Annotated in this window: 16 protein-coding genes, 1 tRNA gene and 1 rRNA gene; 4 read left to right on the forward strand and 14 right to left on the reverse strand. The window is 52.0% G+C overall.

All coding sequences use genetic code 11. The features are described from left to right. The first annotated feature begins 2 nt into the window (after positions 1–2). The gene (locus tag ACTJKV_RS21455; protein ID WP_130977469.1) at positions 3–1,307 is read left to right on the forward strand and encodes an HlyD family type I secretion periplasmic adaptor subunit; all 1,305 of its coding nucleotides are present in this window, start codon (positions 3–5) and stop codon (positions 1,305–1,307) included. A gap of 193 nt (positions 1,308–1,500) precedes the next feature. On the opposite strand, the gene ACTJKV_RS21460 is transcribed toward ACTJKV_RS21455, so the two are convergent. The 10 genes from ACTJKV_RS21460 to ACTJKV_RS21505 all read right to left on the reverse strand — a co-directional run bounded on the left by ACTJKV_RS21460 (position 1,501) and on the right by ACTJKV_RS21505 (position 13,864). Then, the gene (locus tag ACTJKV_RS21460) at positions 1,501–1,785 is read right to left on the reverse strand and encodes a transposase (RefSeq protein WP_440599443.1); all 285 of its coding nucleotides are present in this window, start codon (positions 1,783–1,785) and stop codon (positions 1,501–1,503) included. An 814-nt stretch (positions 1,786–2,599) separates the two neighbouring features. Further along, entirely contained in the window at positions 2,600–2,812 is a 213-nt protein-coding gene (locus tag ACTJKV_RS21465; RefSeq protein ID WP_062597541.1) for a KTSC domain-containing protein, read from the reverse strand. A gap of 76 nt (positions 2,813–2,888) precedes the next feature. After that, complete coding sequence (locus ACTJKV_RS21470) at positions 2,889–3,587, reverse strand: hypothetical protein (RefSeq protein ID WP_440599444.1); 699 nt, start codon at positions 3,585–3,587, stop codon at positions 2,889–2,891. Between the two features lie 7 nt (positions 3,588–3,594). Then, positions 3,595–5,877, reverse strand: a complete 2,283-nt coding sequence (locus tag ACTJKV_RS21475) for a polysaccharide biosynthesis tyrosine autokinase (RefSeq protein ID WP_245495202.1) — start codon at positions 5,875–5,877, stop codon at positions 3,595–3,597. A 37-nt stretch (positions 5,878–5,914) separates the two neighbouring features. Next, positions 5,915–6,694 carry a hypothetical protein gene (locus tag ACTJKV_RS21480; protein WP_156462176.1) on the reverse strand — a complete coding sequence of 260 codons (780 nt, stop codon included), beginning with the start codon at positions 6,692–6,694 and terminating at the stop codon, positions 5,915–5,917. After that, entirely contained in the window at positions 6,654–7,862 is a 1,209-nt protein-coding gene (locus ACTJKV_RS21485) for a polysaccharide biosynthesis/export family protein (protein WP_062597538.1), read from the reverse strand. The genes ACTJKV_RS21480 and ACTJKV_RS21485 overlap by 41 nt, the downstream gene beginning before the upstream one ends. Before the next feature lie 645 nt (positions 7,863–8,507). Further along, positions 8,508–9,917 carry a hypothetical protein gene (locus ACTJKV_RS21490; RefSeq protein WP_440599445.1) on the reverse strand — a complete coding sequence of 470 codons (1,410 nt, stop codon included), beginning with the start codon at positions 9,915–9,917 and terminating at the stop codon, positions 8,508–8,510. Beyond that, complete coding sequence (locus ACTJKV_RS21495) at positions 9,914–11,362, reverse strand: hypothetical protein (RefSeq protein WP_440599446.1); 1,449 nt, start codon at positions 11,360–11,362, stop codon at positions 9,914–9,916. Before ACTJKV_RS21495 ends, ACTJKV_RS21490 begins: the two co-directional genes overlap by 4 nt. A 12-nt stretch (positions 11,363–11,374) precedes the next feature. Further along, entirely contained in the window at positions 11,375–12,637 is a 1,263-nt protein-coding gene (locus ACTJKV_RS21500) for a hypothetical protein (RefSeq protein ID WP_113226915.1), read from the reverse strand. Between the two features lie 120 nt (positions 12,638–12,757). Next, complete coding sequence (locus ACTJKV_RS21505) at positions 12,758–13,864, reverse strand: calcium-binding protein (protein WP_113226914.1); 1,107 nt, start codon at positions 13,862–13,864, stop codon at positions 12,758–12,760. Positions 13,865–14,317: 453 nt separating this feature from the next. Between ACTJKV_RS21505 and ACTJKV_RS21510 the strand changes: the two genes are divergently transcribed. From ACTJKV_RS21510 to ACTJKV_RS21520, 3 genes are read left to right on the forward strand one after another with little or no spacing between them, the layout of a single operon-like run. Continuing rightward, entirely contained in the window at positions 14,318–15,490 is a 1,173-nt protein-coding gene (locus ACTJKV_RS21510) for a glycosyltransferase family 4 protein (protein WP_440599450.1), read from the forward strand. Further along, on the forward strand, positions 15,444–16,592 hold the full coding sequence (locus ACTJKV_RS21515; RefSeq protein WP_440599447.1) for a glycosyltransferase family 4 protein: 1,149 nt from the start codon (positions 15,444–15,446) through the stop codon (positions 16,590–16,592). Before ACTJKV_RS21510 ends, ACTJKV_RS21515 begins: the two co-directional genes overlap by 47 nt. Then, positions 16,546–17,958 (forward strand): O-antigen ligase family protein, encoded by a 1,413-nt coding sequence (locus tag ACTJKV_RS21520; protein ID WP_440599448.1) that lies wholly within the window; start codon positions 16,546–16,548, stop codon positions 17,956–17,958. The genes ACTJKV_RS21515 and ACTJKV_RS21520 overlap by 47 nt, the downstream gene beginning before the upstream one ends. On the opposite strand, the gene ACTJKV_RS21525 is transcribed toward ACTJKV_RS21520, so the two are convergent. From ACTJKV_RS21525 to rrf, 4 genes are all read right to left on the reverse strand, one after another. Then, positions 17,916–18,689, reverse strand: coding sequence for a class I SAM-dependent methyltransferase (locus tag ACTJKV_RS21525; protein WP_113328072.1), 774 nt, complete (start codon positions 18,687–18,689; stop codon positions 17,916–17,918). The two genes, ACTJKV_RS21520 and ACTJKV_RS21525, sit on opposite strands and share 43 nt — an antisense overlap. A 352-nt stretch (positions 18,690–19,041) precedes the next feature. Further along, the gene (locus ACTJKV_RS21530; RefSeq protein ID WP_440599449.1) at positions 19,042–19,596 is read right to left on the reverse strand and encodes an acyltransferase; all 555 of its coding nucleotides are present in this window, start codon (positions 19,594–19,596) and stop codon (positions 19,042–19,044) included. A 514-nt stretch (positions 19,597–20,110) separates the two neighbouring features. Further along, positions 20,111–20,187: transfer RNA gene (locus tag ACTJKV_RS21535), tRNA-Met, on the reverse strand. 130 nt (positions 20,188–20,317) lie between these two features. Continuing rightward, a 5S ribosomal RNA gene (gene rrf, locus ACTJKV_RS21540) occupies positions 20,318–20,408 on the reverse strand; the annotation flags it as partial.

Genomic DNA, 20,408 nt, shown 5'->3' on the forward strand with positions numbered 1-20,408 from the left:
TCATGAATGACAACACGAACTCCCTGACCTCAATAAAGCGTCATGTCTTGATAGTGGGGCTTCTCGGCGCAGTGTTGGTCTTCGGCATTGGCGGGTGGGCTGCGACGGCATCGCTTTCCGGCGCCGTGGTCGGAGACGGTATGGTCATCATCGATGAGAATGTCAAAAAAATCCAACACTTGACCGGGGGGATCGTCTCCGAATTGGTCGTTAAGGAAGGCGATCACGTTCAAGCAGGCGATCTCCTCTTAAGGCTTGACGCGACCTCCATCAGAGCGAGCCTGGGCATCATCAATAGTAGTTTGGCTCAGTTGTATGCGCGGCGTAGTAGACTTATCGCAGAACGCAGTGGCGCCACCGAGTTTACCGTAAACGATGTTGACTTGAACGGTCTTGAGCCCGATGCAGATCTAAACTTGGTAGAAGGAGAGGTACGGCTTTTTACCAGCCGCGTTGCTTCGCTCGCTGGCATGCGTCGACAGTTGGAGGAACGAAAGAACCAGCTCTCTGCCGAGATCGAGGGAGATACGATACAACTCCAGTCGATCGATGATGGCGCAAAACTTGTTGGCCAGGAACTAGACGCTTCGGAAGAATTGTACAGGCAAAAGCTGGTTACGCTGCAGAAGGTGAACAGTCTGCGTCGGCAGAAGGTTGAGCTGAGTGGCAACCGCGGAGAACGCCTCGCCTCCCGCGCTCAAGCCCAAGGCAAAATCAGTGAAATCGACCTTCAAATTCTCCAGTTGGATGAGGATAGACGATCCGAGATTGCCAAAGACCTTGCCGATACAGAAGGGAAAATTGCTGAGTTCGAAGAGCGACAGGTGGCGGGTAAAGATCAGCTGAGACGTCTTGATATCAGAGCGCCGTTAGATGGTAAAATATACCAGCTGGCCGTTCACACTGTTGGTGGCGTTATAAATCCTGGCGAACCTCTTATGCTTTTGGCACCTGACCAGCGAGCACTCACAGTTGAGGCCCGCATTGCTGCCCGCAGTATTGACCAAATCACGCTCGGCCAACAGGTAGATATCCGATTCACTGCGTTCGACCAAAAAACCACTCCAGAAGTCACCGGTAACGTCACTTCGGTCTCGCCAGACATCATCATAGATCAGAAGAGTGGGCAATCTTACTACGCAGTCCGCGTTGTTCCGAACATCGAGAGCCTTGAGAACCTGAACGGCAAGAGCCTTTATCCCGGCATGCCTGCGGAAGTATTTATCAAAACTGCCGATCGGCAGGCGCTGTCCTACTTCGCTAAACCACTTACCGATCAAATGAAACACGCCTTCCGGGAAGAGTGACTGCGTAGAGATCGAGCCCAACACAAAACTCGTTGCACGCCAAGGCGTACCTTGCCTTGAGTACGTTATTCGAGGCTCGGGTGAGTGCGCTTGCACCGGTGCGACCTTCCAATGAAAAGGATATACTTGACGGGCCAAGTGCACGCTACCGCAAGAGCGTTGGCACCGGAGTCGAGTGAGCCGATTGAAATGTCTAAAGCACCGCGCGTTTAATCGGATGCATAGCCCGCGGCTTTGAGATAGCTCCAACACTCGGCTCCGTCGAAGAGATGCAGATTGATGCGAGAACATTTGCAAGGGCCTTGAAGGTCCTTGCGGCTGCGGTGCGCAGGTGGGCCGTGATCTTGGAGAACGCCATCTCAATGGGATTGAGATTTGGACTGCAGGGCGGCAGGAACAGAAACCATGCGCCTTTTTCTGTCAGCGCCTGTGCCGCCTTGGCGCTTTTGTAAACCGTGAGGGTGTCGATGAAGACCACGTCGCCTCGCTCAAGCGCTGGTACAAGTCAGGTCTGGATGCAGCTGTCAAACAAGACGCGGCTCTTGGGGTGATGGATAATCATGGCGCAGTCAGGCCGTGATAGCGCAGTGCGGCAATGAAGGTCTGTGTGACGTTGCCCCAAGGTTCATCCAGCTTTGAGTTTGCTGTGGCGGCTTTGACGTCTTCCCCACTGTCCGAACGGCGCGTCTAAACGCCAACGTGGCAGCGACAGCGCAACTGGACTATCTTGGCGTTCACGATGTTTCGTCACTGAAAACACCACAATGCGGCTCCAGTCTCATCCCAGGCGGACGTTTGGCAGTCGAGACACCACGACCCCCAGCTGCACCGTCGTGCGTGCGCGTTCCGATGCCATCAGGGCGCTTTTATGTGAACACTTGAGCCAGCAGGCCTTGCGACAGCGACGAGGCGGAACCCGCACGCCACGCTTCATCAAGCTTGTCAGTCAGTTCCGGCATAGTGATGTCGGGCTTGCGCTCGACCTTGGCGATCAGCAAAGATCGATAGGGAGAAAGCTCTCCGCTGCCCGGCGGGCACCCCTACCCCAACGGCTCGATCATGCCGCTCACCGCATGACGCCGAACAAGTTTGATCGCAGCGATCTCGCTGACGCGGAACTGCCGTGCCGCAGACCGACACGACTGGCGGCAGTTACCTACCGCCACAACACGTGCGCAAATATCAAACGAATGAAACCGACCCCGTGACGATCCCCCATTTAAAGGGAATCAGAGATTGTCCAAAATGGAATCCATGCGATTAAGCTTAGTCGATCGATGCTCTAATTCATCTCACTGGTGTTGAACGTTGTGGGAGAAATTGCCCCTCACCTGTCTAACATAGTAACTACCGGGTGACTCTGCGTCTACGAAACCTTCATAGACGTCACGCGGCACATCACAATATTCGCGGCGTTGACCGTTTGTGAGAAAGATTTTTAGGCGGTTCGCGCTCTCATCATAGTCTACGCCTTCAATCAACTTCGACTTCAGAAGTACTTTCATGAGACAGCCTCCTGTTTGCTATGCAGCATAGGTTACGTTGCATCGCAAAAAAGTCAAGCAAACTGAGCGCATGCGTTTAAGTTTTCGGTAACACTTTCCACCGCTCCAGTCTCTGACGACGTTCTTCTGGAAGATGCATGGTAACGCTAAAGATATAACTAGATAGCGTGGGGCTCGGCTGCTTCAGCAGCTCGCGAACTGTCGCGGGCGATGCGTAACCCAACAGGGTAGTGAGGTCTCTCGTGAGAGCGGGCTCTGCTGCCATGAGACTGGCCGCATCCAGCTTTCGCCATTGCGCAAATCGACTGCGCAAACCACGCATGCTCGCGGGATCAAGCTCTACAGCCCTGGACATCAAAGTAGCTTGCTGGCTAGCCTCCTCACCCGCAGCTCTCTTGATCATAGCAAGCCTGAGTGAATAATCGGAGACGAACGGTGCACAGCGTACAGCATGTTCGACCACGTTTTGCGCGCGAGCTGCCGACTCCACCCATCGTTCGTAATCTGTATCAGGGTTTAGCCGATCAAGATCCGCAAGAACGACACCGACCGCAGCATCTAAGATATCCGAGCGGCACTCGCCACGCATCGACACTTTCTCGGCTACGGATGCGTATTCGTGAATGATGGAGTTGGCACGTTCGCCCCTGCCCTCGAACTTCTCGTTCACATACACAAGGTCGACATATCGGAGCGTCCTGGCAAGTTCATTCGCCGCGACAGCAAAAACCAACGTTGCTGCAATTAAAACAAGTGCACCGGACAGCAGCTTCACTCTAACCTCAGCTCGCCTCGGAATAGTAGGACGTATATCGCGACATATAATACGCCTCCGAGCCATGCGTCTCGTAGAGTTTCATTTTCTTCGTATCAACCTTGTTCAATATGGCGCCAACGCATTTTGAACGGATCTCTTCGTCTCTGCCCAAGGTCGTCGAAACAATCCGTCGAGAAATCCTGCCCCATTCGATGACAAACACAAAGTCATCGATGAGCGGTTCAATACCACGTGCATCAACAACGGGCGCCAAAGGTGGCAAGTCAAGAATGACATAGTCAAACTTAGAACGAGCGAGATCCAGAACGTTACGCATCATTCGCGAAGACAGTAGTTCGGATGAGTTCGGTACTCGGTGCCGAACAACAGCAGGCACAAACGAAAGACCAGTTTTTTCGCTTTGAAGGATGACGTCCTGAAGCCGTGCACCGGAAATCAATACCTCCAAAAGCCCGACCTCAGCATGCGATCCAGCGGCTTTCGTTGCTCCTGGATTCCGGAAATCGCAGTCGATCAGCAGCACCCGGGAACCTTGAGACGCCGCCAATTCAGCGAGATTGAGCGCGACGGTGGACTTCCCTTCTCCTGGGAGGGTCGATGCGATTCCGACGACACGGCCACCTTCACCGGCCTTTCGCATGTCAATCGACATTTTGGCACTGCGAAGTGTCTCGGCAAACACCGAGAGAGGGTGATCGATGGCGTAACTGGCAAGTGTCCCAGTCTTCTGCAGATTTCGTTTCTTTGTATTATCGATAACCGTCAAGCCGAGAGGCTTGTCTTCGAGCCGCGGAAGGGAGCCCAAATACTCCAGATTAACTTCGTCCCGAATTTGCTCTCCCGTCCGGAAAAAACGGTCGCGCATTTCACGGATGCCAGCAAATCCAGACCCAAGCGCAGCACCAAAGATGCCAAAAAGTGCAATGACCATCAACTTTCGTGGATAGCTGGGGCGTTGCGGCTTAACCGGGCGGGTTATGATACGCGCTTCTGTTATGGGGAATGACTGTTGCTGGATCGCTTCTTGGTATCGCTGAAGGAATGTCTGATAGAGATTTCTATATGTTTCCGCTGAACGTTCCAATTCACGCAGCTGTACGCTGCTCTGCCCCGCCGATGCACTTTCAGTCTTGGCACTAGTGACGCTATCGGCAAGTGACTTCTCACGAGAACGAGCCACATCGAGCTCGTTTTTATAGCTTTCCGAAATACGGTTTAGCTCTTCGAACATCAGGCGGCGGTACTCTGCCATCTCTTCGCGAAGGCGAACCGCACGAATATGGTTCGGACCCAGCCGCGAAGAGATATCAGCTTCGAGCTTAGACGCTGCAAGATACTTTTGGCGGAGTTCGTTGGACACCGAGCTTTCAAGCACCTCGGGTACGATAGCATCGGACTGACCAGACTTCAGTATTTCCTGGATATGATTATATTTCGCTTGGGCTTTCGAAGTATCCGCTTGCGCAACAATCATAGCACTATTCAATTGTGCAAGCTGCTGATCAGCGAGAAGGCCGTTCCCTGTCGCCAAAAGGTTGTTTTCAGCACGGTATTTCTGAACCGCCAGATCGCTTTCCAGAGCCTTTTGCTTGAGTTCGTCGATGCGCGTTTGCAACCATTCACTGGCGCGACGCGTCGCCTCATACTTGGCCTCGAGCTTGTCGTTGATGTAGATGTCGGCAATCGCATTCGCCACCGTCGCGGACATCTCCCGGTTCGGTGAGGTGAAGCTGACGTCCAAGACGTAAGACTTTCCCACGCGCGCAATGGTCATATTGCTCTGCAGGACGTTTAATGCATCGCGGCTGGCCTCTTCTTCGTCAGTCTGCGCCAGGTCGGAACTCACAAACAGAGAGGGCAAGTCCAGGAGCACGTTGAACGCACGCTTCAGCGTGTCGACCGCGCCTCCCGAAGAGGCCATGAACTCGCCATTTGTCGAAAGCGACAACTTATTGACGACGGCCAAGCCGATCGTGTCAGATTTCAAAATCTCGATTTGGCTCAAGATAGTCGCATCATCATCTGCCGCGGCCTGGTCCATCGAAAGCCTCGTCACGAGACCTTCCGGCGAACCGCCGATGAGCACACTGGCTGTAGCAGTATAACGAGGAACCGCAGTAATGACATAGGCGCAGCCCAGTAGCATGGAAATCAGCGTGATACCCGCTACCACTCTCCATTGCCGCCGAATGATCGCGAATGCGCGATCAAGGTCAATTGAACTGACAAGCGGCCCGTTGTCCTCCCATACAAATTGCGAGCCCGATTTACTATTGGGTGACTGCACAGGATACTCCAAGTGGCGACAGATGGCAGCCCGCTGCTTAGAAGGGGCTAGTGCCGTTAACTTCGTTTGTAATGTTTGTGATGTTGGTCACGAGCCTGCGGGACCGCGAACCGGTCGTGAAGTCCCCAGCCGTCTGCGCAGTTGAGCTGTCTCCTCCGAGACCGCCTGAACTGTCGCCTGCAGCGCCGCCTCCAACACCGGCTGCTGCGCCCCCAGCACCCCCGCCAGCGCCGGCGCCAAGTGCCGCTGTCTGCACTTCATTCAAAGCAGAAAGGAATGCCGTCGTGACCTCAGGCGAATTTGCAGCAGCAACCTTTTCTTGAATTGTCTGAGCGTATTCAGGAGTCGAAGCCGCACAGGCGCGCGCAACCCGCGCCAACCCTGTACCCAATGCCGCCTTCTGTGTCGCATTGAACTGCGGCACAAGACCAATCATCGGGTCGAGCACGTCGGCACTAGAGCCCGCGAGAGCGCGCACGCGACTTACCATTTCGAAACCGCCGCTAGGATAGACGGTGACCATCTCCGCTGGCGCACCCAAAAAAGCGCCGATCACGTCGTCGCCTGCCTTAGCTGGAGCGATAAAACAGCCAGCCGCATGAGATTGCGCGAATACTTGACCCGGCGCAATAATTGCCAATGCCAATAAAACCGAACCTACCGTTAATCTACTCATACTATCTATCACCATCGTGGTTTTTCTGGAAATACAATACGTCCAGAATGTCGCACAAGCAAGCCCAGCAGGCTTTGCTTTAGGATTAAGAGTTAAACGGTTAATTGCGGAAAATTCTCTTGGCAGCGTCACGTCCGTCAACTGCGTCGGTCACAGCACCCGAGGTGTTGGATGTAACCGAATTGAGGACGTTCAGGAACTTGACGACTTCAACAGAGTCCGCATTCGAGATGTAGATAATATCCTTGTCCTGCATCGCGAATTGTTGGACGGCGAAGAACGATCCCGGGTCACGCATGTTTGCGCGGAAGATCACAGGTATATCTTCTCCAACGAAGCGGCTGGTGTCTATGCTAAGCGCTTGCATCGTCTTACGAGAAACCTTCCGATAGAGAAAGACCTGGCCTGGATCGGCACGTGCGTCCAACAGGCCGCCAGCCTTCCCAAGCGCCTCACCCAAAGTAAGTTTCGTTTCTTCGAAATCGAAACGGCCATTCAGGCCCGCAGCACCATATACGGTGTAGGTCCGCCGCTCGCGATTCACGAGGATAGTGTCGCCTGGAGACGCATATATATTCTCAGCTGGCGTTGTTTGCAGCTTGTCGTAAGAAATTGTCCCCGATTTCCCGCGGCGCTGGAGGGTCACATAGGTTTCGATACTCGGCGCACTGATGCCCCCAGCTTCCGAAATCAGGTCAAGAACGCGTTCCCCAGCCGATGTCACCTCAAACTTACCGGCCTTGGCGACATCACCCAGGACTGCAACCTCACTCGATCGGCCGTTGACTGTCGTTATAACGACCTGCGGCTCGATCGCGCGGTTTGAGAGCTTCTCTTCAATTTCCCGCTCGACTTGCTCTTTCGGTCGTCCTGCCGCGACGATTCGTCCGGCATACGGAACCGTAAGTGTTCCACTTCTGTCGATCGATTGAGAAGGCAATGTGATGTAGTTTCCGGGACGGCTACCCGCTTCGGTCGGAATGAACAATCCACCTGCCTGAGCTTCGAAAATGGAGACCTGGACGGTATCACCAATACCGAGAGGTACATCAGGCGGACCGCCGCGCCCGCCACCGAAACTATCACGAATCGACGTCGCGGCCGGCTGCTGGAAACTTGGCAAAATTGTCTTGTTGATATCAACGAGAATGTAGTCGATTCCCACTTTTCGACCTTCAGTCGTCACGCGGACAGACGCCTGCTTTTCAACGGCAGCATCGTCGGGCCCAGATCGAGGTAACGCCGTGCATCCGGACAATGCGGCCGTTGATGCAAATAGTGCTAGCAATAGAAATTTAGCCAAATTCATTCTCGAACAGTGGGATTGTTATTGATCATGAATTACATAGATCAGATTATTGTAAAAGGAGTTAATTATAAGCCTCGGCAATAATCAGAGGGATGTGTCTATGGGGACACAATGATTCTTTCGTTTCGATGAGATGCCTTCGGCAGTTGTATGTATTACATAAATTATACGAAGCTTAGCGAACAAATGGCGGTAGAGACCGGTAATAGGCACCGTACGCTTCGCGGCTTCCGTCATCTTGAAAAGTCCGACGTTACGCCTCGATACCGCTCGAACCGGGCCAGTGTCATCGGGTCCGTTTCTTCATCGAGCGACCGAACTTAGAGCGCCGCGCGTCCTTCTAGACGCATTAAGGACGCGTCTCGCTCTTCAAATCTAAGCCTCGTGCAGGGATGTTTTCGCCACTGGGTATCTACATGCAGTCCCGAAACCCGAAAGCACGGCTGCGCTGATTCGTCAGTGGAGATCGACTATGAGGGTATCCAAGCGTCTCCGTTGCTGCGCTCCACTCGGCACCGGTTCCTCCAAAGGCCGTGGCTTTCCCAAGCGAATACGTTGCAGAATTACCTCGTCGCTTAGGGCGTTTCCGCTCCCTTCTTCAGGACACGAAACATCAATGAGCCAACGAACCGAAAGAAAGTCGGTTCACGAACCATTGCTGAAAGTGACAAGTTTTACATCGGAAAGATCTTCAAGCGTAAATGCCTGACCACCGGCAGCAGACTTCAATTCTAGTTTGGATTTCACGCCCGAGACGACATCCAAACTATCTCCAGTATTGGACTGAACTCCTGCGGTAGAGGTGAGTACGAAATTAACCGGCTCTTTCGATGGCCCTGTGCGCCAGATGGCAACTATGGTCCTACCTTTGGCATCGACCCACGGGTGAACCTGTACATCTGAGGCGTCAGGCGTGAGTGTCACGTTGCTCGGTTTTAGCTCAGAGACATCTGGCAATGCCTCCATAATTCGACGATAGACGTCGAAGGCGGGCTTCTCACGCTTCAAATCGGCAGAGACAAGTCCGAAATTGTGCTCCTGATTGCTCGCATCTGCGCCGTCGTTTTTCAGATCGTACCAAAAGACCGCTTCGGTTGGTATTCCGTCACGTATTTTGAAGTCTAGATGAAGCATCATCAATCGGGCCAAGTATTTGGCCTGTAGATCCTCGCTTCCAATTCCTGCTATACCATTAGGGGCGCTGGAATATCCAAGCTCCGTGAGGTAAATTTTCAAATTTTTCCCTGCAGGGGAAGCGGCCTTCATCTCCTTCCAAAATGCCAGCATTCCTTCGCGGAGACTGCCCTTTTGAGAGCCCCTCTTAAGGTGCGGATCAATTTCTGGAGCTTCCTTGAGATTGTAGGGATGAACGGAAACTCCGTCGGCAAATTCCAGCAAGCCAGCGCTTATAGCCTCCCGAAGCCATTTTCGACCCGGCTCCCAAGAAAGGCTCGATATCGCGCCGACCGTTATAGCGACCTGCGGGTTCTGTTGTTTTATCTTTCCCGCAATTCCACGGTAGAGCTCGACATAGTCAGCGGCACTGTCAGGCCAAAACGAACGTAAATTTGGCTCGTTATGAAGTTGTACGACTTTGATCGACTTATGCCTCGACACAAGTTCTGCAATCCAATTGCCGAAGTCGTCATTGATTTTATCGGAATTCTTCGCCCGAGGGGCAGCAGCCATCACTGTCAGCAGAACCTTGGTTCCGGCCTCGTCGTAGTTTGACAACCACTTGTCTATCAGTTTCCGTCGTTCGGATATTCTGTACTTATCGGCATTGTTGGCTGTGCCGTCATCGACGAGAGCTCGGCTCTTTGCCGTCAATGCATAGATTTGCTCGGTAACCCAAGGATTTCCCAGTCTAGCTTGAAGTGGGGCGGTCCGGGTTAGCGACCAACTGTCATCTTTATCTGTGTAGATTTGCCTGGTGTGTAAGAAATGGCTCACGACACCGAAAAACTCCGAACCCGCTTTCCCACCGTCTGAACTCTGTGCCCAGCTGGAATATCCGAGCCCTAGAGCAAACGCGACTGCGAACAACTTTCTCATGTAACGTTTCCTCTTTTCAGCCGGGCTAGGGCTAGACGTAGAAGTTTATGCGAACCGAAGGCATTTGAGGCGAGAAGTATGCCGCCGTAGACGAAGGCACCTACGGCGACCGATGCCGCGAAGTCGACTATTGCGTTATCAAAACGAACTAGCTGGATCGAAGCATACATGGTGATTGCCGCGACCGTGATTCGAATGAGGTTTGGCAAATCCGAAGAGAAATGGAACAAGCGCCGAGCAACGATGATTGACGAGATCGATCCCGCTAAGACCCCGAAACAGAGAGCTTTCGAAAATAGAAGTGCTGACGGATTTTCTAATGAAGTAAGCGCAAAAACGGACGCAATCGTAACCGCGGCCGTAACGAGCGGCCCTACCAGTCCAGTATACGGTCTACCAAGAACGATAAATATACTGTCGAGTGCGAAAGCTCGAAATCCGAGCAACCCAGCCGCAACCATGCACCACGCGATGTTTGGAAGAAAAACATCGCGGTAGGCATCGGGAATGAAGATGAAAGTAAATCCGTCTTGTACCGCGATGAACCCAACTACGGCCGGCAAGATTGTAGCTACCACCACTGAAAGCTGCATGCCGATGCGCTGCCTGACAACCTCATGCTCCCCAAACTCGCGCGCACGGAAAGTGGCTTGCAGAGTTAGAATGTTGATACTGACGCCGATTACCCCGACTATTTTCTGTGAAATATCCATCGCGAGCATGAGTTTTCCGCTGTCCGAAAGTGTGATGAACTCTGCAGCAAGAAGACGCACAAGCGGAGATAGCAGCGTGTTGGCGATCGCAGCCATTGCAACCCCGACCCCGAAACCAAGTAAGAACCTGAGAGTTTTCCAATCCGTAGGCTGCGGGACCGATTTTCCTGCAAGCGATCGGGTAAAAAACAGGACCACCACGTAGGACGCCGCCCATCCGCACATCACGAAAAAAGCGTCGTTGGATAAATACCCTATCGCGCATAAAAGAGAGAACCCCAGAAGAGCTCTGGAGACAAGGCTTACAGCATAATTCCGGTCCAGAAAGTCTGCTCGAAAAAACGCCTGGCGAGCTTCAAACATAGCTTGGGATACCGCGAAGAGGCACGCCATACTAAAAACAAGAGCATACCAGTTACTGCTAAAACTGTAGGCAACAATGCTGATCACGAGCAGAACTATGCTGGTAACGATATTGGCGCGCTTCAATACTGACCTACGACGGCTCATCTCCTCGGGATCAACGGCAACGCTGTATCGCATTATCGTAATGCGATTCCATTCGTAGAGGACAGCGATGAGGAAAAGGCCTGAAGATGAGGCGAGGCTGAAGAGAGCAAACTGGCTGGGGTCGATGATCTTGGGAAGAACAACGATACCCACCATATTGAGGAAATTCGCCAGCAGAAGTGCCAGTGGAAGGAGTATCGCGGTTTTGCGTCGTGCGGCCATCTTCATTCTCTGCTAGGCGATCGGCACAGGATCTCGACGCGATCCCTCCGTCACACTGAAGGTCGCCCGCCTCTGGGCTCTAGAGGCGGGCCTAACGAAAGGCACGCCCGCGATAAAGAAGGAGAAATAGCCGTAGGTCCCGAGGTAGCCGACGTTCCATATAGACAGCAAGCACACAAAAATTGATGCTGGATTTCCTGACCGCCATGTTCTCAAGATCGAAATCATTAAGGTGAAAATCCAAAGCCCTAAATACACGTAGCCTAAGGTCCCGTATCGAAGATAAAATAGAACCCAACCATAATGTGCATTAGAATAGTCCAGTTTCCATTCCCACGTATATTTCACATCGTACGACGCGCCATGACCTGCGCCGAAAATCCTGCCGGTTGGTCCAAGCGCGGCAATTTTGTCTCCTACTGCGTCGGACTCTGCTTCACGTTCGCCGATCGAGCCAGTACGGGCTGACAGATCGACGTCCTCAAGGCCCGCAAGTCGACGAGAGAGGGCACTATCCTCCGGGAGGGCGGCTAAAGCGACGGCGGCCACCATAACTGATGCCATCGACAAGTAGGCGATTTTGAAAGGCATCTGCCCAACCTTTCTCGCGAAAAGGATGAGCACTGCGGCGGCCACAAATACAAGTGTTGTTCTATTCCAGCCCTGAACGGTCGCAGCGAGCATCAGCAATCCAACCGTCCCTCGCAATATCGCTCTGCCCGACAGCGAGCGCATCAAGTAGATCTCGGTGAATATCAGTGACACGGAGATCGCAGTTGCAGTCGAGCCTCCCAGGGAAATGACGGAAGAGGGATTTACAACCAGAGCAACGGCAGAAAGAGCGACCATTACGACCGCATATACGCGGTTCACGAAGAAGATGCGGTCAAATGCAGTATCCGCAATCTTGCGTGGGTCTGAGAGAATGACAACGTTGGCAAAGACTACAAAGACGTTTACCGTATCGATCACCATGCGAGAGATAGAGTTTCCCCACCATAGCCCAATAACTATGCCGTGAAACATCATAACTATTAGCATGATGCATATAGGACTAACCTGCGCCAAGGCAGGCCTAAACGTTTTGTAGCGAAAGGCTATTATCAAGTACTCTAGCGCTACAAGTCCGTAAAACACGAATTGCTTCGGCTGATTTACAGTAATTGCAGGGACTTTCAGAATAATCTCATACACAATCTTTGCCATCAGATCTGGCAGAAGAAAGTAATAAATTAATCGCTCAAAAAACGTAGGCCAACGATAGACAAGCTTCATTCAACTCTCCGGGTATTTGAGCTGTTGCATGAAGATCTATTATTGTCAATTTGAGAGTCAAACAAGCAAACCAATTGATTGAGAATGGCCGGCTTGAGCCGGCCATTCTCAGTTTCTCAATTATACGGGCGTCGTCCAATCGATACCGATGAACTTGATATCGCCACCGGCAAAGTGGAACGTTACCGAGTCGCCATTGGTATCATACGTCGCAGAGCCGGAATTGACGAGAGCATGCAGATCATCGACAGAGCTGACCGTAGCTACTGCCTGTCCAGCTACATACCCGTCGTAAAGATTGATCTTGTCGCCAGCGGAGAAGTCGGCGATTGTGTCTTTACCGTCGCCGAACTTGAAGTTGAACGTGTCGTTGCCGCTGCCGCCGGTCAGGATATCGTTACCGGTTCCCCCGGAGATTTCATCGTTGCCGGCACCGCCGAAGATCATGTCGTCGCCACCCTGGCCGCCGAGAATGTCATTCCCTGCACCGCCCACGATGAGATCATGATCTGCTCCGCCGCTAATCTTCGTTCCACCGGCGCCTGCAAAAACCGTATCGTCGCCGTTACCGGCATTGATCAGGTTGCCGTTCTGGCCGCCGAAGATTGTGTTATCCGCGGAATTGCCGTTGATATGAGCACCGGCAGCCGACTGGTCGCCGAAGCCTTGCAACGTCAGGGTGTCACCATTCGGGCCGTACTTGATGACGAGATCGCTTCCCTTCACCTCAGACGAAACATCGGTGCGGCCGAGGAATGCCATCAGGTCAGACTGCGAAGAAATCGTCAGCTGCTTGTTTCCCATCTCGGTCAAGGTGCCGACGGCAAATGTGATGACATCGCCTTCACCAAAATTCAAATCGGTGATGCGATCGTTACCGGCATTTGCTTCAAAGAAGAACTTGTCGGCACCGTTGCCACCTGAAAGGATGTCGTTTCCGACTCCGCCAAACAGTACATCGTTTCCTTCTCCGCCGAGAAGGATATCGTCGCCTACGCCACCATTAAGCGTGTCATTGCCAGCGCCGCCGTAGAGAAGGTCGTCCCCGGCGTCCCCACGCAGGGTGTCATTGCCAGTGCCGCCGAAAACGATGTCGTTGCCGTCGCCGGCCTGCGCAATTCCAGCACCACTCATGAACAGGAGATCATCTTTGCTGGAGCCATTGATGTTCCCCTGGCCGTCCGCCGCGATCTTCGTGACGTCAATATCAGCTATGGTCGAAACCATGTCGCAATCCTCTCTTTTAAGTTAACTAGCTCTCTATTTTTAATTAGCGAACACGTCTAAATTAACTGTTCTGAAACTATTTAACTTTTCATTAACCTATGGTCAACTAGTAATCGCAGAAGACTTACTTTATAATTAACGCTCAAATCGCCCAGTGCGGAGTTTCCGCTCTCGAAAAAAAGGTAAAATTGAATATTTTTGAGAATGTTAGCAATATTCCCTGCCATCATGACTTTTCTTAAAGATTCAAGGGATTCTGCGATCTAATTTTGCACGGCGGTTTAATTGATTTAACTTAAAATTGCATAATCCAGTGAGTCCGGCGAAACAGCCTTGCATGTTAGCCCGCGCCGCTTTATTTGTTTTTTGCGCTGCACTCTCGGGATTAACAATATCGAAATGGCGCAGATTTCTCTTCGCCCCGAACAATTCGCCTGCCGGAAGGATACTAACTTGAAAGTCGCGATCGTACATGACTGGCTCTACGTCATGGGTGGGGCAGAAAAGGTATTGGCGGAGCTATTCGAGATTTTCCCTCAGGCAGAGCTGTTCACCCTCATCGATTTTCTGCCGGAGGCGGACAGGGGCTTCTTGGAGGCAAAGAAGATACATACGAGCTTCCTTCAGAAGATGCCCATGGTGCGGACCAAACACCGGCAGTACATTGGAATTATGCCCCTTGCTATTGAGCAGTTCGATTTTTCTGCTTTTGACCTCGTGATCTCATCTTCGAGTTCAGTTGCCAAAGGGATAATAACTGGGCCGCAACAGATCCACATCTCTTATGTCCACTCGCCGATGCGGTATGCTTGGGACCAGCAAGCGGTTTACCTCAAGGAAGCTCGGATGGAGAGAGGCATCAAATCGGGGATTGCTCGCATACTACTTCATTATTTACGGATGTGGGACATAAGAACCGCCCACGGACCCGACCTAATGATTGCCAATTCAGCGTTCGTAGCTCGACGAATTAAGAAGACCTATGGCCTCGAAGCAAAGGTCGTCAATCCTCCGGTAGATCTTCGTTTTTTCAAACCCCATTATGAAAAGCAGGATTATTATATTACGGCATCCCGAATGGTGCCTTACAAGAAGATTCCTTTGATCATCGAAGCTTTCGCCCAGATGCCAGATAAGCACCTTGTCGTTATTGGCGAGGGTCCGGATTATGAGAAGGCTCGTAAGGCCGCGAGCGGCAATGTCACGCTGATGGGATACCAAACCAGCGACGTGCTGCGATCGAAGATAGCTCAGGCGAAAGCGTTTGTTTTTGCGGCCGAGGAAGACTTCGGAATTGTCCCCGTAGAAGCTCAAGCTTGCGGCACGCCAGTCATAGCTTTCTCGAAAGGCGGCACTTTCGAAACTGTGAGAGGCTTGGATAAGGCTTCTCCCACTGGAGTCCACTTTCACGAACAGACAGTCGATGCAATCATTGCCGCGGTAAAGCAGTTCGAAAATCATCGATCGGAAATTACGGTCGAGAATTGCGTCAAGAATGCAGAGAATTTTTCCGCTCAACGTTTTAGAAGCGGCATTACCACCCTCGTTGCGGATTATTTCCCGAATTTAGGCTTGCCAGATGCAGAAGATCAAAGCGCTCTATCTTTCGCCAGTTCCAGATTTTAAGGGGGGCGCCGAACGGTCTCTTTTCGATCTTCTAGCAAACCCGAATATCGACCCGGTTTTGGCTGTCCCTGAAGAGGGGGAGTTGGCCGTGCGAGCGCGGGCCATGAGTATTCCGGTTGAGGTCATCGACTTTGGCTCTGTTCATCACGTACGTCGGCCATTTAAAGTATGGCACGGACTTAAGGCGCTTTCCGACGCTTGGCGTGCTTCGAGAGATCTGCGGTCCACCGCCTTGCGTCACAACATTGATATCGTTCACACGAATGGCCTCAAGGCTCACTCGATCGCCCTGCTGACGAAATTTGGCAAGTCGCCAAAGCTTGTCATGCACTTTCGGGACATCGCCTATACGGCGCAAGAAAAGGCCGTATGGCGACTTCTCACCAAACTTGCGTCGAGGGCGGTTTTTGTTTCTCGGGCTTGCTATCCAGACGAGAAGCTTCCCAGCAATGGAAGAGTTATATTTAACGGCATCGACCCGCGTCCGCAAATTGCGTTATCTCCCGGTACGCCGGTGAGGGTTGGTTTCATCGGCCGCATTCATCCTCATAAGGGGCTCCACACACTTCTTAACTGGGTGAAGCAATCAAATTCTGAGGGATTAGAGACGCATCTGTTTGTCCGTGGAAAGTTCGCTGCTGAGTCTCCTGAGTACGAGGCGGAAATCAAGTCGCAGGTCGCTGCTTTGGATTTGACACGGAATGTCACATTCGAGGGATTTTTCACTGATCCAGAGGCTGTCTATCAGAATTTGGACGTCATTTGCGCGCCTGCCCAGGCAGCGGAACCACTGGCCAGAACGATTTTAGAGCCTATGTCGATGGGGCTTCCAGTGATCGCGACACCAACGGGCGGCACAACGGAAATGGTGCTTGATGGCGTCACTGGCTTCATAGCGACAGACGCAGAGGGTTTCAAAAGCGCGATACGAACGATTATCTCTGACGAGGCCAGGATTAGTTCGATGATGACCGCCGGTCGCGACCATATCAATAAGAACTTTAGTAAACACAAACTCCACACAACGGTGCATCATCTCTATCGCGAGCTTCTCGATGGCCAACATGCCTCGGCCACCGAAGTGGTTAAGTCGCCACTTTAAATTGGCCTCTCTCCTGTCGGCGGCTTACACCGCCATCATCCTGTTAGGGATAGTCGCTTTCGGCTCCGCGCGTCCTTTCGCCCTTTCAACCGCATGCTGCGCGATATCGATATTGCTCATTCTTGCCGTTTGTCTGCGAGGAATCCCGAGCCGGAGTACTAGCCCCGTCATCGTAGCATCAAGCTATCTCTGTATTGCAATCGCATGGATTCTCATCCAAGCGGGACTACTAAATTTTGGCATACCTGGAAGCTCTGGGACGATCTCCGTCCAACCAAGCGATTCAATTTTCGCCGTACAATTCTTAGCGTATCCGGTCTTGATCTATTTGACGGGTGTCGTCGTTTTACAAACAGAGACTGATGCAAGAGAATTCAACGTCATGCTGACGTTAGGTTGCAGCGCTCTTGTCATGGTGTCGTTTGTTCAGTTCCTTTTGAGCCCAGGATACGTTCTGACAGTCGAAAAACAGGCTTATATCGACAGTTTCACAGCAACATTGATCAATCGAAATAGTGCTGGTACTCTTGTCGGGCTTACGATCATACTTGTTGTGCGGCAGCTTTGGTCTGCGTGCCGTGACTTTCGCAGCCGCGATATTTTCGCTGGTGTGCTGTTTATGCCAAAATCTACCGACCGCTCAATGACTAAGATCTATTTTTACATGATCTTGTTTTGCGCACTAACTGTAGCTTTATTTCTGACAAAATCGCGAGGCGCCATCGCGTCGACTATCTTCGCTGCACTACTGCTGGCATCTCTGCTCGTGTGGCTTAGATTAAAGCAGAGATATGCCGGAGTAAAATTGGCGCGCCATATTGCCGGCTCGATCGTAGTTATTGCTGTTCTTTCAGTGGGAGCTACCGTCTTGATTGGCGAGCGTGTCGTATTTCGGGCGACGGCTATTGGATCGAGCGAGCCCCGCATGTGCGCATTGCCGGGGATGTTCCGCGCGCTCGACGCAAACATGATACTGGGAAGCGGAGCTGGAACATTCAGGGATGTCTTTGCGCCTTACCGCGATCCTAGATGCGGATTGCAAGGAATTTGGGAAAAAGCGCATAATACCTACTTACAGTCCTGGATTGAACTTGGCGTAATGGGACCGGTATTAATTGTTGCGACAATTGGTTGGATCTCGTTCCTTCTCATATCATCGCTTAAAGCAGCCCCGCGGCAACGTTCCTATGTTGCGATGGGCATCAGTTCGCTAGCTCTCGTCGCCATACATGCTTTCGTCGATTTCTCGCTCGAGATTCCGGGGATATCAGGGTTATTCGCAGCAATTATTGCGATATCGACCTCAATTGCTAAAAAGAATCTTCAGTGCGGGCGTAACGACGGATCAGACTTCGTCGCTACGTAGATCGTTTCACCACGCACCAAACTATATTTGGAAACATCAGGTTCTTGAGCAATATATTCATCGATCTCGAAGCCGACCCGCTGGAGACTATCCTTGAAATCAGCGCCGTAGTATCTGAGGTGGTCAGATTGACCGAACAGTAAATCTCTCGTTTTTGCATCACTTGCGCCAATATCAACCAGTGAACTCTTCCACTTGGTGACGACTGGCGTGGTTAAGAGCACTCGTCCAGAGGGCCGCACTACGCGATGAAGCTCTCGCATCGCAGCAGAGTCGTCTACAACGTGTTCCAGGATCTGATGGCAGATCACGGTATCAAACGTGTTATCGGGATATTGGATTTTTTGGATATCGACCTGTGTTTCCTCACGAGTCGGGACCGCATCAGCCATGACATAGCGAGAGGCTCGCGACTTGTATTCAGGGACAAAGCAGCGCTCCGCACCAAAATGCAGGATTTCCGCCCCATCAATCCAATCAGGGTGCTTTTTGGTCAACAGATGATGCTGCCTGTGGCGCTCAACCGAACTGCATTGCGAGCACGCAGCGTCGAAACGGAGTGGCACTCCTACCGCGTAAAAGAAGCCCTTGTATCCACAAATAGGACACTCGCGCTTGTGGCGGCCGTTAAACTCGCGGAGAACCTGGAACATCCTGCGATAGCGCGCAAGGCGGTTAGCGATAGAGACAGGAATATATCTTCGCAATTCATAAGCGAGCTTTCGGTTCATAGTCCCCAGCCAAAATTTTCACCCCTAGTTCACAAGTTGTTGAACTGATCGATGATTCGCGCAAGAACTATTGGAGTTGAAACCCACAAGTCTCTAATATTTGTCGATTACTGTTGCCAGCATAAGTCGATTGTTGACGGAACCCGCGCCGGCGCATCCAGAACACGCACCAATAGGGTTGTGATTCTAGGAAGTGCAATCAGAGACTTACGCAGCAATAAATTGCTATCCAGACACCCATGTAGAAAATCCGTAGTCAGCGAGGCAATTCTCGCAGCTTAATGGGCGTGTCTATCCGCGCTGCTGCACAGATCCCAGTTACTCGGGCTTCGTCACATGTAGAGTTGTGATCTCATTGGGCTGGATGGGAAGAGATATCGATCGCATCCTTTTCTCGCTGCAGATCCCTAATTAGCCTAGCAGGCACGCCGCCGACCATTGTGTCCGGCGCAACGTCTTTGGTGACTACTGCCCCGGCAGCAACGATTGCTCCTCGGCCAATCTTGCAGCCGCCAAGTAAGACAGCATTGGCACCGATCCAGGCACCATCCCCGACAACAATCGGAGCGGGCTTGACGTTGCCACATCGAGTGCTGCTGTCGCCTATCTCATGGTTGGCAGTGACAAAGCTGACACCTGGCCCAACCTTGACGTTAGCGCCAATTGTGACCTCTGCCGAGAGATCGATGTAGCAACGTTGGTTAAGATAGACGTTGTCGCCGAGCGTCAGCTTTCCACTGTTAATATAAACGAAGGGTAAGATAGCGACATTCTTCCCAAACCTCCGTCCGCCGCTCAGCTTGTAGAAGTATGCTCGAGCCCGGTTACTCACCGGATCAGGAGGTAGGAGGCAACTCACATAGTAGAGACCATGCACGATCGCTTTATTCAGCGTTTTCTTAATCACGAAACTTCCCCAACAAGCAGCGTCGCGCTCAGAAACCACTTTGCCAAAGAGATTACAATCCCACTGCGGTCGAAACTAGCTATTGCAGCTGCTCAGCCGCCCCTGAACGCCTTCAACGAAAGCTCAAATCGGTAATTGCTAGATGTACTCCTGAATGAAAAGCTTGTCTCATCACTGCCCCCCGCTTGATCAACGCTCTCAAACTGGCGTAGCGATTACAACGATAATCAACAATATTGGACTTGGTCGCTGACATCCTTCAAGTTCGCTGAGCTGTCAATCAGATACGTGATGCGAGTTCAAGTCGCCGGACGGCTTGGCGCCGCAACCCACGGCTAACACCCTAAAGACAGCAACTAAAAACCGCCGGAGCGAACTCAAAACAAGATTGAACTTCTGGGCACTGTTACATCAAACCGCCCACGGTTTTTCGTGATAGCGTCGCGCCAGGCCCAAAACGCAAGAAAGCCCTCCTTTCGGGAGGGCTTGATACATTGAAATTTTTAAAATTTTTTGGTTGCGGGGGCAGGATTTGAACCTGCGGCCTTCAGGTTATGAGCCTGACGAGCTACCGGGCTGCTCCACCCCGCGTTGACTGCGTCCCCGATTTGGATCGGGATATGTCTTAGAATTGGATAAAGCCGCTTTGAGGGCGGCTTTTGCATTCGGCTTGTGCCGAGCGGTTTGTGATTGAGAAGATAATTTGAGTTGCGTTTAGCAGACCTGGCAGCGACCTACTCTCCCGCGTCTTAAGACGGAGTACCATTGGCGCTGGGGCGTTTCACGGCCGTGTTCGGAATGGGAACGGGTGC

The organism is Agrobacterium sp. 22117 (assembly GCF_052045735.1).
Lineage (GTDB): Bacteria > Pseudomonadota > Alphaproteobacteria > Rhizobiales > Rhizobiaceae > Agrobacterium > Agrobacterium cavarae.

Coding starts and splice junctions, on each gene's coding strand:
- ACTJKV_RS21455 (WP_130977469.1), top strand. CDS start 3: ATGAATGACAACACGAACTCCCTGACCTCAATAAAGCGTCATGTCTTG.
- ACTJKV_RS21465 (WP_062597541.1), bottom strand. CDS start 2,812: ATGAAAGTACTTCTGAAGTCGAAGTTGATTGAAGGCGTAGACTATGAT.
- ACTJKV_RS21485 (WP_062597538.1), bottom strand. CDS start 7,862: ATGAATTTGGCTAAATTTCTATTGCTAGCACTATTTGCATCAACGGCC.
- ACTJKV_RS21490 (WP_440599445.1), bottom strand. CDS start 9,917: ATGAGAAAGTTGTTCGCAGTCGCGTTTGCTCTAGGGCTCGGATATTCC.
- ACTJKV_RS21495 (WP_440599446.1), bottom strand. CDS start 11,362: ATGGCCGCACGACGCAAAACCGCGATACTCCTTCCACTGGCACTTCTG.
- ACTJKV_RS21500 (WP_113226915.1), bottom strand. CDS start 12,637: ATGAAGCTTGTCTATCGTTGGCCTACGTTTTTTGAGCGATTAATTTAT.
- ACTJKV_RS21505 (WP_113226914.1), bottom strand. CDS start 13,864: ATGGTTTCGACCATAGCTGATATTGACGTCACGAAGATCGCGGCGGAC.
- ACTJKV_RS21515 (WP_440599447.1), top strand. CDS start 15,444: ATGCAGAAGATCAAAGCGCTCTATCTTTCGCCAGTTCCAGATTTTAAG.
- ACTJKV_RS21520 (WP_440599448.1), top strand. CDS start 16,546: ATGGCCAACATGCCTCGGCCACCGAAGTGGTTAAGTCGCCACTTTAAA.
- ACTJKV_RS21525 (WP_113328072.1), bottom strand. CDS start 18,689: ATGAACCGAAAGCTCGCTTATGAATTGCGAAGATATATTCCTGTCTCT.